The sequence below is a fragment of the Streptomyces verrucosisporus genome (assembly GCF_017114865.1).
Classification (GTDB): Bacteria; Actinomycetota; Actinomycetes; order Streptomycetales; family Streptomycetaceae; genus Streptomyces; species Streptomyces fenghuangensis.
In genome coordinates this window covers 14,105-26,377 of the sequence record NZ_JADEYH010000002.1, presented here as the reverse complement: position 1 = coordinate 26,377, position 12,273 = coordinate 14,105, and the positions used below count along the sequence as shown (strand labels likewise).

Here is a 12,273-nt window from a genome sequence, read left to right as displayed (position 1 = left end):
CGTCTCCCCTCCCGTCTCCCCTCCGCTCCGGCCCGGTCCGGCCCGGTCCGTACCGCCCCGGGAAGGACCACGACCCTCCGGAGACCGATGGGATACGGCATCGGGAACAATGTGTCTGCCACGCCCGCCCCGGCACTCCCGGGAACCGGCGCGCGGGCAGTCCCACAGCACTCGACCAGCACCGAAGGAGCTCTGGTGGGGGAAACCCAGCGACACAGGGCGGCGAAGCAGTCGTCCTGGCCGGCACACGGCCTCAACCTGGTGCGCGGCGCCCTGATCGGCACCGCGGAGACCGTCCCGGGCGTCAGCGGCGGCACCGTGGCCCTGGTCGTCGGCGTGTACGACACGGCCATCGGCTCGGCGAGCCGCCTGGTAACCGGCGTCCGGCTGGCGCTGGCCGACCTCCCCCGGGGACGGGGGCTCTCCCGGGCCCTCCACGAGGTCCGCCAGGTCCAGTGGCGCGTCATCGTCCCGCTGCTGGTCGGCATGTTCGCCGCGCTGGTGCTGATGGCCGGGCTGGTCGAGGGCTGGGTCGAGGAGCAGCCTGTGCACAGCCGGGCCCTGTTCTTCGGACTGGTGCTGGCCTCGCTGTGGGTGCCGTTCTCCCTCGCCTCGCGGGCGCCGCTGCCCAACGGCGCCTCCTCCCCCTGGCGGCCGGGCGAGATCCTGGTGGCCCTGGTGAGCGCGGCGGCGGCCTTCGTGATCGTCAGCCTGCCGCCCGGCGAGGTGGAGGCCACCCCGCTGGTCATCGTGGCCGCGGCGGCGATCGCGGTCTCCGCGCTGGTGCTGCCCGGCCTGTCCGGCTCGTTCCTGCTGCTGACCTTCGGGCTGTACGAGCGCACCCTCTCCGCCGTCAACGAGCGGGACTTCGGCTACCTGGGCCTGTTCGCGCTCGGCGCTCTCCTGGGCCTGGCCTCCTTCGTCAAGCTGATGCAGTGGCTGCTGGAGAACCGGCAGCGCATCACCCTGGTGGTCCTCACCGGTGTGGTGGCGGGCTGCCTGCGGGCGCTGTGGCCCTGGCAGGACGAGGACCGGGCCCTCCTCGCCCCCGACGACCAGCTCGGCGCGGCGATCGGCTTCGCGGCGCTGGGCTTCGTCGTGGTCGCGGGGTTCGCCGTGGCCGAGCACATCACCAAGAACCGGCGCGAGGCGGCGGCGCGCGCGGCCGAGACCGCCGCCGTGCCCGACGGCGCGGGCGGCCGCCACCGCGCCGGGGCTCAGCCGTACGCCGGCGCGGTGCCGCCCCGGCAGGACACCGAGGGCTGAGACAGGCCGAGGCGCCTTTCGAGGGGCGGGGAGGACACCGCCGGTGTCCTCCCCGCCCCTCGGCGTCTCCCGAGGGACGGGCACGGACGGTGCCGCGCCCACGCGGGGGTCAGCGGGTCCGCCTGCCCCGGTCGGGCCGCTTCCCGGCGGGGCGGAGGGCCTCCCAGGGGACACGGACCCGATCCTCGGCTCCGGGCGGCGGGGCGAGGGCGACGCCGGCCGTGGTGAGGATTCCCAGGTCCAGGCTCCAGGTGAACCGCGAGCGCCGCTCCCACACCTCGAAGGCGGCCTCGACGTGCCGCCGGGCCTGCGCTTCGGTCATCCCGGTGACCGCCCTCAGGTGCGCGAAGGCCCGCGCCTCGAGACCGCGGACCTGCGCGTGGCCGAAGTGCGTGACGGTGTGGCAGTCGGTGCACAGGCAGATCAGCCGCCCGAGGGTCTGCACCCTTCTCTCGTCGTCGAAGACCCAGCGCTCGTGCGCCTCCAGCCACCGCCCCGCCCCGCGGTCCTCCGCGGCCCCACAGATCTCGCAGCGCCGCCCGGCCCGCCCGGTGATCATCCGCCGGAGCCGCTCCCAGTCCCTCTCCGCCACGCAGGAGCGGACGTTGGTGAACCAGCAGGTACTGGGGACCAGGTCGACGAAGAGGCCGCTGCCGAGGGTCCGGTCCTCGCCGGGCAGCAGGTCGGGGACGTCCGGGGCGGCCGCCCACCGCCCGAGTGCGTCCATGCCGGGGCGCGGCGCGTACCAGCGCCCGGCCGACGGGTCCCAGCGGGCCCCGTGCCGCTTCGCCTCGTTCTTCTCGGAGAACGGAACGTCCAGCCAGACTCGTCCGGTCGCCATGGTCCCCTTCGTCCCGCCCTCATGGTGGCACGCAGCGGCACGTCAGGGGCCTGAAACCGCGAAAGGGGCGCGGTTGGGCGCGGCCGCCCGGAGGGCGTCGTGGACGTGGCGGCCGGTCGTGCGGTCTCGCCGCAGGTGCCCCGCACCGGATAGTCGCGCGGCGCTCAACCGGCCGCCGGCGCGGCGTACGGGAAGTCGTACACGGACCAGTCGGTGAGCGTGCGGTAGCCCAGGCGCCGGTAGAGGGCGTTACTGGCGGGGTTGGACAGGTCCGCGAACAGCACGACGTCCCCCGCGCCCGCGTCCAGCGCGGCCCGGCTCACCTCCGCCACCGCGGCCCCCGCGTATCCGCGGCCGCGCAGGCGGGCCGGGGTGTAGACGACGTCCACCTGGATCTGGCCGCCGATCAGCGGGTTCATGCCCGCGATGGAGACGGGGGCGCCGTCCGGCCTCTCCCAGAGCGTGTACCGCTTGTCGGCGTAGCGCGTGCTCGCCCAGGACTCGACGTCGACGCGGACGTCCTCTCCGACGGCCCCGGCGAACTCCGCGCACCAGAACGCGGTCTCCTCCAGGTCCTGCTCGCCCAGGACGCGGCTTCGGCCCTCCGGCAGTGGATCCGGCGGGGTGAGCTTGCCCAGGCCGTACAGACGCGGCCGTGTGTCGCGGAGCCACGGCGCCGCGCCGGTATGCCGCCGCCAGGCCTCGGCGAAGGCGGTGGCGGTGCCGTGGTCCGCGCCGACGCGGGAGAGGGGTTGCCCCAGGCGCGCCGGGCGGGCGGCGGGGGAGTCCGCCTGCCCGGGCGTGAGCGGGGAGAGGCCCAGAGCACGGAGCGGAATGCGGTAGAAGGTGGCGACGGTCCCGCCGGCTCGCTCCAGCGCCCCGAAGAGGGGAGCCTCGGCGCCGAACGCGGCGCTCCCGCGCACTCGCACTCTCTCGGCCCATGTCAGTTGCATGACGTGCGGGCCGGGAGCGCAGGAAGTCCCCGGCCCGGGTGAGGAAGTCGTCGACGTCTTCGGTGAGGTGCCGGTCATCCGGTCGCATGCCCCATGCTCCCGCATACGGCGGACACACAGGGCGACACTCCTGCAAGCACTTGCTTGCAAAAGTTAGCGCAGGGAGGCACTGTGGAGGCATGGCTTCACTGCATGTCGGCAATCTCGGCGAGTTCCTGCGGGAGCAGCGGCGCAGCGCGCAGCTGTCCCTGCGGCAGCTCGCGGATGCCGCCGGGGTGTCGAATCCGTACCTCAGCCAGATCGAACGGGGACTGCGCAAGCCCAGCGCCGAGATCCTCCAGCAGCTCGCCAGAGCGCTGCGGATCTCCGCCGAGACCCTCTACGTCCGCGCCGGGATCCTCGACGAGAAGGAGCAGGCGGGGCTGGAGGTGCGCAGCGCGATCCTGGCCGACACGTCGATCAGCGAGCAGCAGAAGCAGGTGCTGCTCCAGATCTACGGGTCGTTCCGCAAGGAGAACGGACACAGCGAGGACGGACACACCGAGGACGCCTCCGGGCCGGAGGCCGAGGACGCCCCCTCCGCCGGCGCGAAGCCCAAGATCCCGTAACCCAGGAGGGACCCTCATGCCCGAGAAGACCGCCGACGAGGCCGCCAACAGGACCGCGGACCTCCGCAAGGCGCTGACCGACCCCACCCCGCTGTACTTCGCGGCGGGCGTGATCGACAAGATCCGCGAGACGGCGCCCGAGCGCCTGGCCGCGGTCAAGGACAAGGCCGCCGACCACAAGGCCGTGCAGGAGCGCCTGGCCGAGCAGGCCAAGCAGACCCAGTCGCGGCTGACCACCGCGCTGTCCGGTCTCGACACCGATCTGAAGAAGCTGCGCGAGCAGGCCCAGCACCTGGCACTCCAGGGCGTCGGGCTCGCCGCCGAGTACGCCGTCAAGGCGCGCGAGGGATACGGCGAGCTGGCCGAGCGCGGCCGCGGCGCGGTGGGGACGTGGCGCGGCGAGAAGAACGGCGGTGAGAAGACCGGCGCCGGCGCCGGTCACGGGCTCCCGGTGAAGAGCGCGCGCAAGGTCGGCGAGGCCGTGACCGTCGAGGCGGGCGGCAAGGAGGAGAAGCCTCGCCCCAAGATGGGCGACACCCGCCGGGCCACCCCCGGCAGGGCCTCCGCCACGAGGACCACGGCATCGAAGAGCGCGGCACCGAAGAAGACGGCCTCCAGGGCCGGCGCCGCGAGGAAGGCCGCCGCCGGGGAGACCCCCAAGACGGTCGCGAAGAAGAGCGCCGCCAGGAAGACCGCGGCGAAGCAGTCCTCCTCCCAGAAGGCCGCGTCGCCGTCGGACAAGCTGCCCGCGGACAAGCCGCAGGAGTGAGCGCCGCCGGGACCGGGCACGCACTTCGTGTCCGGTCCCCGGGCCGGTAGCGTGGAGGGCCGACGACCGGCTCATGGACAGGATGGTGGCCAGCGTGCTGTTGGACGGTTTCTACGGGCTGATGTCCTGGGTGTTCCTGGGCCTGCTCATCTTCAGCATCTTCTGCTTCGTGGACGCGGTACTGCGCCGTGAGGACGCCTACCGTGCCGCGGACAAGAAGACCAAGGGCTTCTGGCTGATCATCCTGGGCATCACGGTGGCCGTGAACCTCTTCCTCGGGATGCTGTTCCTGACCATCGCCGGACTGATCGCCAACATCGTCTACATGGTCGACGTGCGGCCCGCGCTCATCCAGGTCGGCGGGGGCGGCAGGGGCGGCCAGGGCGGCTTCCGCCGCGGCAGCAGCAGCGACGGCCCCTACGGCCCGTACAACGGCGGCCGCTGAGCCGCCGGGCGGATCGGGGCGCCGGCACAGGGCCGGGCCGTGTGGCCCGGCCGCCGCTCGTCCGGGTCAGCCCCGGTCGAGCAGCATCACCGCCACGTCGTCCGTCAGCTCGTCGCCGTTGAGCTCGCGCACCTCGGCCAGTACGGCGTCCAGCAGCTCCTCGCCGTGCAGCCCCGCGGCCATCCGGTTGCCGACGATCCCGAGCATGCCCTCCTGGCCCAGGCGGTGCTCACCCTGGCCGACCCGGCCCTCGATCAGCCCGTCGGTGTACATCATCAGGCTCCACGAACCGCCCAGCTCCACCTGGGTGCGCGGCCAGCGGGCGTTGGGCAGGACGCCCAGCGCCGGGCCGCCGCCCTCCTGGTGGTGCGGCAGCAGCCGCGGCCCGCGCCCGCCGCCCGCCACCAGCGGCGCGGGGTGCCCGGCCAGGCAGAGCCCGGCCCGCCGGCCGTCCGGCGCGATGTCGACGGTGCACAGCGTGGCGAAGATCTCGTCGCTGGAGCGCTCGTGCTCCAGCACCCGCTGGAGCGTGCTCAGGAGCTGGTCGCCGCAGAGCCCGGCGAAGGTCAGCGCACGCCAGGCGATCCGCAGCTCCACTCCCAGCGCCGCCTCGTCCGGGCCGTGCCCGCACACGTCGCCGATCATGGCGTGGACGGTCCCGTCCGCGGTGCGCACGGTGTCGTAGAAGTCGCCGCCGAGCAGCGCCCGGGAGCGTCCGGGCCGGTAGCGGGCGGCGAACCGCAGCTCGGAGCCGCCCAGCAGCGGGGTCGGCAGCAGTCCGCGCTCCAGCCGGGCGTTCTCCTGGGCCCGCAGCCGTGACTCGGTGAGCTGGCGCTGGGCCAGGTCCGCCCGCTTGCGCTCGACCGCGTAGCGGACGGCCCGGCTCAGCACCCGTCCGTCCAGCTCGTCGCGGAAGAGGAAGTCCTGCGCCCCGACGCGTACGGCCTCGGCCGCGCGCTCGGCGTCGTCCTCGGCGGTGAGCGCCAGTACCGCGTGCCGGGGGGCCATCCGCAGCACCCGGCGCAGTATGTCCAGCTCGTCCCCGCTCTCCTCCTGGGCGTCCGCGGCGGCGGTGCCGTCGGACAGCGCCAGGTCGAGCAGGATGCAGTGGACGTCGTCGGTGAGCAGCCGTTCGGCCTCGGTGAGGTTGCGGGCGGTACGGACCCTCACCCGGCCCCCGGAGGCGTCGAGCAGCTCGGGGATGGCAAGGGAGCCCGCCGGGTCGTCCTCGACGACGAGCAGGGTCAGCCCGCCCGCGGATCCGGGGGACCCGGGAGTACCGGCCTTCGGGCCGGTGGACTGCCGCGGCAGTGCCACGGTCATCACCTCGTCGCCCATCGATACGGGCATGCCAGAATTCCTCTTCCCTCCCCCCGAGGGCACACAGGCGTCAGGGTGGAGACGCCCCGGGCGACCATAGCCGCCCGGGGCCCTGCACGGAATGCCTTGTGGCATATGCCAAATGGCCGACGGGTGACCGGCCGAGGCAGTCTACGCGTCGGGCCGCACCACCCCGAGGATCGGCAGCGACCCCGCGCCCGCGGTGGTGATCTGCCGGCCGGTCCGCGGCGCGTGGACCATCACCCCGTCGCCGACGTACATGCCGACATGACTGGCGTCACCCTTGTAGACGATCAGGTCGCCCGGGCGCATGTCGGTGATCTCCACCCTCGGCAGCAGCCTCCACTGCTCCTGCGAGGTGCGCGGGATCCGCAGACCCGCGGCCTCCCAGGCACGCAGTGTCAGCCCCGAGCAGTCGAAGGTCCCCGGGCCCTCCGCGCCCCACTCGTAGTCCTTGCCGATCTGGGCCATGGCGTACCCGACGGCCTTCCTGCCGCGCGCCGACGCCCGCCGGCCGATCTCCTCCAGCACGCCCGACTCCAGCCAGCGCGCCTGCCGGGCCCAGGCCGCCTCGTCCTCCAGCTCCCGCAGCCGCTCCAGCTCGTCGGCCTCCAGCCGCGACTCCAGCTTCTCGGCCTTCGCCAGCTCGGCCTCGATGTCCTTCTTCGCCTCGGCCTTCCGCTCGCGGTCCGACTCCAGCTTCGCCCACCGGCCGGTGGCCTCGTCCGCGTACTCGCCGAGGTCCTCGTTGGCCGTCCGCAGTTTCGCGATCAGCCCCTTGGCCGCCTGGTCACCCTTGTGGAGCAGGCCGAGGTCGCGCAGGAAGTCCTCCGGGTCGTCGCCGAGGACCAGCCGCGCGGAGGGCGGCAGACCGCCGCCGCGGTACTGCGCGCGGGCCATCGCCCCGGTCCTGTCCCTCAGATCGTCCAGCTGCCCCCGGGTCCGCACGATCGCCCGGGCCAGCCGTACGATCTCGCGCCGCTGCTTCGCGGCCCTCTCATCGGCCGCGTTGTACTCCTCGGTGGCCGATTCCACGCTGTCGTGGAGCTTCTCGATCCTCCTGCGGAGTTTTTCCAGGCGCGCGGTGGGGTCCTCACCGGCGGCCTCGTCCGGTCCTCCCGCCGCCCCGGGCTCCTGCGTCTTCCCGGGCTCCTCCGTCTTCCCGGGCCCGGGGGCCGCGGGCGAGGTCCGGACGCCGCCCTTCGCCTTCGCACCCGGCCCGCCCGGTTCCGCGCGGGCCGCTCCCGCCGGTGCCACCAGCAGCGCGAACTGCGCGCACACCAGTGCGCAGACGGCCGCCCCCACGGACACCGCGCCCGCCGACGGCCTTCCACGGCGTGCCGTACCGGCGCCGCCCCCCTGCCGCTCCACGCTTCTCCCTTCCGCGCGTCCACGCACGTCACATGGCCCCTACCCGCGCGTAACGAGCCACAGCCGGGGATGGTGCCACGTCGGCCACTCCCGCGACAGAGGGCACGGCCGCCGTCCCGCCCGCGGCGCGTCGGCGGCCGCGTCAACTGCACCGTCCGCCGAGGTTCACCTCTCGTTCACCCTCGGCCGTCGGGCGCTTCACCTGTCCTGCCTAATTTCGGCCTCATGGGGAGCGCGCCCGGTCGCCGGCGGACGCGGACCGCCCCACATGCTGAACACGAGACCCGGACAAACCTCACCGCTTGCCGTCCCCACCGGCGGGCCCCAGGAAGGAACTGAACGAAGTGAAGCTTCAGCCCACCAACCGGCTCCGCACGCTCGCCGTCGGCGCCGCCGTGGTTTCCAGCGCACTGGTCCTGAGCGCCTGCGGCTCGGACGACAACACCGGGGGCGGTAACGAGGCCGGCGGCACCAAGGCCGCCAGCAACATCAAGTGCGACGGCGAGGGCAACCTCCTCGCGTCCGGCTCCAGCGCCCAGAAGAACGCGATGGACATCTGGGTCAAGAACTACCAGGCGGCCTGCGAGGGCTCCGCGGTCAACTACAAGCCCACCGGCTCCGGCGCGGGCATCCAGGAGTTCCTCCAGGGCAAGACCGGCTTCGCCGGCTCCGACTCGGCCCTGAAGGAGGACGAGGTCGAGCAGTCCAAGGAGGTCTGCGAGGGCGGCCAGGGCATCAACCTGCCGATGGTCGGCGGCCCGGTGGCCGTCGGCTACAACCTGGCCGGCGTGGACGACCTGGTCCTGGACGCCGAGACCATCGCCAAGATCTTCGACTCGAAGATCACCCAGTGGGACGACGAGGCGATCAAGAAGCTGAACCCGGACGCCGAGCTGCCGTCCACCAAGATCCAGGCCTTCCACCGCTCCGACGAGTCCGGCACCACCGACAACTTCACCGAGTACCTGCACGCCGCCGCGCCCGACGCCTGGAAGTACGAGCCCGCCAAGGCGTGGGCCGGCAAGGGCGGCCAGTCGGCCGACGGCTCCTCCGGTGTGGCCACCAACGTCAAGAACAACGACGGCGCGATCGGCTACTTCGAGCTGTCCTACGCCACCGGCAACAGCATCCCGACCGTGAAGCTCGACACCGGCGCCGCCGAGCCCGTCGAGGCCACCGTCGACAACGCCTCCGCGGCCATCGCCGCCGGCAAGGTCGTCGGCGAGGGCGACGACCTTGCCATGGAGCTGGACTACGCCACCAAGGCCGACGGCGCCTACCCGATCGTCCTGGTGACCTACGAGATCGTCTGCGACAAGGGCAACGACAAGCAGTCCCTGGACCTGACCAAGTCCTTCCTGACCTACGCGGCCAGCGAGGACGGCCAGAGCGCGCTGGCCGACGCCGGCTACGCCCCGATCCCCGACGAGATCATCACCAAGGTCCGCGAGACCATCTCCTCCCTCTCCTGACGCAGCAGGCGGCCGGCCCCGCACCCCAGCGGGGCCGGCCGCCCGGCCGCGTCCGCACACAAAACCGCTCCGCACGCGACCAACCCATCCGGTGCACCGCCGCCAGGGGATGACACCCCTAACCAGACCGGAGAAACCATGGACATAGCACCCACCGCCTCCGCAGCGCCGAAGAACCCACCACCGAAAGGCCCCTCCGGCAAGGACTCCGCCACCCGTCCGGGTGACCGGATCTTCCTCGGCCTCTCCCGGGGCTCAGGCATCGCGCTGCTGGTGATCATGGCCGCCATCGCGGTCTTCCTCACCTGGCGCACCCTGGTCGCCCTCGCCGAGAACGAGGGCAACTTCCTCACCACCTTCGAGTGGAGCGCCAACGCCGACCCGCCGGTCTTCGGCATCGCGGTCCTGGCCTACGGCACGATCGTCAGCTCGATCATCGCGATGGTCCTGGCCGTCCCCGTGGCCGTCGGCATCGCCCTGTTCATCTCGCACTACGCGCCGCGCCGGATCGCCACCCCGATGGCGTACGTGGTGGACCTGCTCGCCGCCGTCCCCAGCATCATCTACGGCCTTTGGGGCGCCCTGTTCCTGGTGCCGCACCTGACCGGCCTGTACGAGTGGCTCGACCAGTTCTTCGGCTGGACCGGCGTCTTCGCCTACAACGGCGGCGCCCCGCGCTCGCTGTTCACCGTCGGCATCCTGCTGGCGATCATGATCCTGCCGATCGTCACCAACGTCAGCCGCGAGGTCTTCAAGCAGTCCCCGAAGATGCAGGAGGAGGCCGCGCTCGCGCTCGGCGCCACCCGGTGGGAGGTCGTCAGGATGGCCGTCCTGCCCTTCGGCCGCTCCGGTGTGATCAGCGCCTCGATGCTCGGTCTCGGCCGCGCGCTGGGCGAGACGATGGCGGTCGCCACCGTCCTGTCCCCCAACTTCCTGATCAACGCCAGTCTCCTCAACCCCGGCGGCGGCACCTTCGCCCAGAACATCGCCGCGGGCTTCAAGGAGGCCGGCGACATCGGCCGTGACGCGCTGATCGCGTCCGGCCTCGTCCTGTTCGTCATCACCCTTCTGGTGAACGGCGCGGCCCGGCTGATCATCGCCCGCCGCAAGGAATACTCGGGGGCGAACGCCTGATGAGCAACGCAGTCATGGACAAGCCCCCGGTCACCGTGCCGCCCTCCGGCAACACCCTCAAGCAGCCCCGTCTGCCGCGCTGGGCCCCCGCCGGCCTCGCCCTGCTCTCCGCAGGCGCCGGAGCCGGAGCCGGCCTGGCGTTCGGTCTGGCCAGCCGCGTCCAGTGGGGCCTGATCGCCGCGATCGTCTACGTCGCGGCCACCTACGCCCTCACCACGGCCGTCGAGGGCCGCCGCCAGGCCAAGGACAGGCTGGCCACCAGCCTGATCTGGGTCAGCTTCCTGGTCGCCGTCCTCCCGCTGGCCTCCCTGATCTGGGAGACGATCGCACGCGGCACCAAGGTCCTGGACGGGTACTTCCTCACCCACTCCATGAGCGGTGTGATCACCCTCCAGCCCGGCGGCGGCATCTACCACGCGATCATCGGCACCATCGAGCAGGTCGGCATCGCCACCCTGATCGCGGCGCCGATCGGCCTGCTGACCGCGATCTACCTGGTCGAGTACGGGCGCGGCAAGCTCGCCACGGCCGTCACCTTCTTCGTCGACGTCATGACCGGCATCCCCTCGATCGTGGCCGGCCTGTTCGTCCTATCCTTCTGGATCATCATCCTGGACTTCGGCTACTCCGGCTTCGCCGGCGCCATGGCGCTGGCGATCCTGATGATGCCGATCGTCGTGCGCTCCACCGAGGAGATGCTCAAGCTCGTCCCGAACGAGCTGCGCGAGGCGTCCCTGGCGCTGGGCGTGCCCAAGTGGCGCACCATCCTCAAGGTCGTGCTGCCCACCGCGATCGGCGGCATCACCACGGGCGTCATGCTCGCCGTCGCCCGTATCGCCGGTGAGACCGCGCCGATCCTGCTGCTGGTGTTCGGCGCCCAGTCGATCAACAACAACCCCTTCGAGGGCGCCCAGTCCTCCCTGCCGTACTACGTCTACGAGCAGTGGGCCAACGGCAACGAGGCCTCCTACGACCGCGCCTGGGCGGCGGCCCTCGTGCTGATCGCCTTCGTGATGATCCTGAACCTGGTGGCCCGCGGCATAGCCCGCTGGAAGGCCCCGAAGACCGGCCGCTGACCGGCCGCACGAGCAGAAGAGAAGTGATTCCCATGGCCAAGCGCATCGACGTCAGCGGCCTCACCGCGTACTACGGCTCCCACAAGGCGATCGAGGACATCTCCATGTCCGTCGAGCCGCGCTCCGTGACCGCCTTCATCGGCCCGTCCGGCTGCGGCAAGTCCACCTTCCTGCGCACCCTCAACCGCATGCACGAGGTCACCCCCGGCGGACGCGTCGAGGGCAAGGTGACGCTCGACAACGAGGACCTGTACGCCGGCGGTGTCGACCCGGTCTCCGTCCGCCGCACCATCGGCATGGTCTTCCAGCGCCCGAACCCGTTCCCCACCATGTCGATCTACGACAACGTGGCGGCGGGCCTGCGGCTCAACGGCTCCTACAAGAAGGCGCAGCTCGACGACGTCGTCGAGAAGTCCCTCAAGGGCGCCAACCTCTGGAACGAGGTCAAGGACCGCCTGAACAAGCCCGGCTCCGGCCTCTCCGGCGGCCAGCAGCAGCGGCTGTGCATCGCCCGCGCCATCGCGGTCGAGCCGCAGGTGCTGCTGATGGACGAGCCGTGCTCCGCGCTCGACCCGATCTCCACCCTCGCCATCGAGGACCTGATCTCCGAGCTGAAGGAGCGGTTCACGATCGTCATCGTGACCCACAACATGCAGCAGGCCGCGCGGGTGTCGGACCGCACAGCCTTCTTCAACCTTGCGGCGGTCGGCCAGCCCGGCAAGCTGATCGAGATCGACGACACCGAGCGCATCTTCTCCAACCCCTCGGTCCAGGCCACCGAGGACTACATCTCGGGCCGCTTCGGCTGATCCGGCCGGCCCCGGCCCGTCCAGACCGTCTGCGGTGCTGCATGGCGGTGCCACCGCAAGACGAAACGCCCGCCCCCCGGCTCCCGGGGGGCGGGCGTCCCACGTTCGGGCCGCGGGAACGCGGACTCAGCCCGCGACCATCCGCACCGCCCAGGCAGCATCCCCCGGGGACAACCCCCGGACCCCCG

Annotated in this window: 11 protein-coding genes and 1 pseudogene; 8 read left to right on the top strand and 4 right to left on the bottom strand. The window is 72.2% G+C overall.

The annotated features are described in order from the left end of the window. The first annotated feature begins 195 nt into the window (after nt 1-195). On the top strand, nt 196-1,266 hold the full coding sequence (locus tag IQ279_RS02980; protein WP_206346714.1) for a DUF368 domain-containing protein: 1,071 nt from the start codon (nt 196-198) through the stop codon (nt 1,264-1,266). Between the two features lie 109 nt (nt 1,267-1,375). Here IQ279_RS02980 and IQ279_RS02975 read toward each other — a convergent pair whose 3' ends face one another. Together IQ279_RS02975 and IQ279_RS02970 are read right to left on the bottom strand one after the other, a co-directional pair. Then, entirely contained in the window at nt 1,376-2,107 is a 732-nt protein-coding gene (locus IQ279_RS02975) for a DUF5710 domain-containing protein (protein ID WP_206346713.1), read from the bottom strand. 164 nt (nt 2,108-2,271) lie between these two features. Further along, nucleotides 2,272-3,148, bottom strand: a pseudogene (locus IQ279_RS02970) (GNAT family N-acetyltransferase). Between the two features lie 91 nt (nt 3,149-3,239). Between IQ279_RS02970 and IQ279_RS02965 the strand changes: the two are divergent. The 3 genes from IQ279_RS02965 to IQ279_RS02955 all read left to right on the top strand — a co-directional run bounded on the left by IQ279_RS02965 (nt 3,240) and on the right by IQ279_RS02955 (nt 4,882). Next, on the top strand, nt 3,240-3,668 hold the full coding sequence (locus tag IQ279_RS02965; RefSeq protein ID WP_206346712.1) for a helix-turn-helix domain-containing protein: 429 nt from the start codon (nt 3,240-3,242) through the stop codon (nt 3,666-3,668). A 16-nt stretch (nt 3,669-3,684) separates the two neighbouring features. After that, nucleotides 3,685-4,437, top strand: coding sequence for a hypothetical protein (locus tag IQ279_RS02960; RefSeq protein WP_206346711.1), 753 nt, complete (start codon nt 3,685-3,687; stop codon nt 4,435-4,437). A gap of 94 nt (nt 4,438-4,531) precedes the next feature. Beyond that, the gene (locus tag IQ279_RS02955; RefSeq protein WP_173915025.1) at nt 4,532-4,882 is read left to right on the top strand and encodes a DUF2516 family protein; all 351 of its coding nucleotides are present in this window, start codon (nt 4,532-4,534) and stop codon (nt 4,880-4,882) included. A gap of 66 nt (nt 4,883-4,948) precedes the next feature. Here IQ279_RS02955 and IQ279_RS02950 read toward each other — a convergent pair whose 3' ends face one another. Together IQ279_RS02950 and IQ279_RS02945 are read right to left on the bottom strand one after the other, a co-directional pair. Continuing rightward, nucleotides 4,949-6,232: a PP2C family protein-serine/threonine phosphatase gene (locus IQ279_RS02950; protein ID WP_241027534.1), complete on the bottom strand. Its 1,284-nt coding sequence runs from the start codon at nt 6,230-6,232 to the stop codon at nt 4,949-4,951. Between the two features lie 141 nt (nt 6,233-6,373). Further along, on the bottom strand, nt 6,374-7,594 hold the full coding sequence (locus IQ279_RS02945) for a C40 family peptidase (protein ID WP_307792106.1): 1,221 nt from the start codon (nt 7,592-7,594) through the stop codon (nt 6,374-6,376). Between the two features lie 344 nt (nt 7,595-7,938). Between IQ279_RS02945 and pstS the strand changes: the two genes are divergently transcribed. From pstS to pstB, 4 genes are all read left to right on the top strand, one after another. After that, nucleotides 7,939-9,066 carry a phosphate ABC transporter substrate-binding protein PstS gene (gene pstS / locus IQ279_RS02940; protein ID WP_206346710.1) on the top strand — a complete coding sequence of 376 codons (1,128 nt, stop codon included), beginning with the start codon at nt 7,939-7,941 and terminating at the stop codon, nt 9,064-9,066. A gap of 138 nt (nt 9,067-9,204) precedes the next feature. Next, nucleotides 9,205-10,200: a phosphate ABC transporter permease subunit PstC gene (gene pstC, locus IQ279_RS02935; protein WP_206346709.1), complete on the top strand. Its 996-nt coding sequence runs from the start codon at nt 9,205-9,207 to the stop codon at nt 10,198-10,200. Beyond that, nucleotides 10,200-11,276, top strand: coding sequence for a phosphate ABC transporter permease PstA (gene pstA, locus IQ279_RS02930; RefSeq protein WP_206346708.1), 1,077 nt, complete (start codon nt 10,200-10,202; stop codon nt 11,274-11,276). The genes pstC and pstA overlap by 1 nt, the downstream gene beginning before the upstream one ends. A gap of 32 nt (nt 11,277-11,308) precedes the next feature. Next, nucleotides 11,309-12,085 (top strand): phosphate ABC transporter ATP-binding protein PstB, encoded by a 777-nt coding sequence (gene pstB, locus IQ279_RS02925; RefSeq protein WP_206346707.1) that lies wholly within the window; start codon nt 11,309-11,311, stop codon nt 12,083-12,085. Nucleotides 12,086-12,273 lie beyond the last annotated feature (188 nt).

What these genes read in the sequence shown, in the direction of transcription:
- pstC (WP_206346709.1), top strand. Translation starts at nt 9,205, where the DNA reads ATGGACATAGCACCCACCGCCTCCGCAGCGCCGAAGAACCCACCACCG.
- pstA (WP_206346708.1), top strand. Translation starts at nt 10,200, where the DNA reads ATGAGCAACGCAGTCATGGACAAGCCCCCGGTCACCGTGCCGCCCTCC.
- IQ279_RS02975 (WP_206346713.1), bottom strand. Translation starts at nt 2,107, where the DNA reads ATGGCGACCGGACGAGTCTGGCTGGACGTTCCGTTCTCCGAGAAGAAC.
- pstB (WP_206346707.1), top strand. Translation starts at nt 11,309, where the DNA reads ATGGCCAAGCGCATCGACGTCAGCGGCCTCACCGCGTACTACGGCTCC.
- IQ279_RS02960 (WP_206346711.1), top strand. Translation starts at nt 3,685, where the DNA reads ATGCCCGAGAAGACCGCCGACGAGGCCGCCAACAGGACCGCGGACCTC.
- IQ279_RS02965 (WP_206346712.1), top strand. Translation starts at nt 3,240, where the DNA reads ATGGCTTCACTGCATGTCGGCAATCTCGGCGAGTTCCTGCGGGAGCAG.
- IQ279_RS02950 (WP_241027534.1), bottom strand. Translation starts at nt 6,232, where the DNA reads ATGCCCGTATCGATGGGCGACGAGGTGATGACCGTGGCACTGCCGCGG.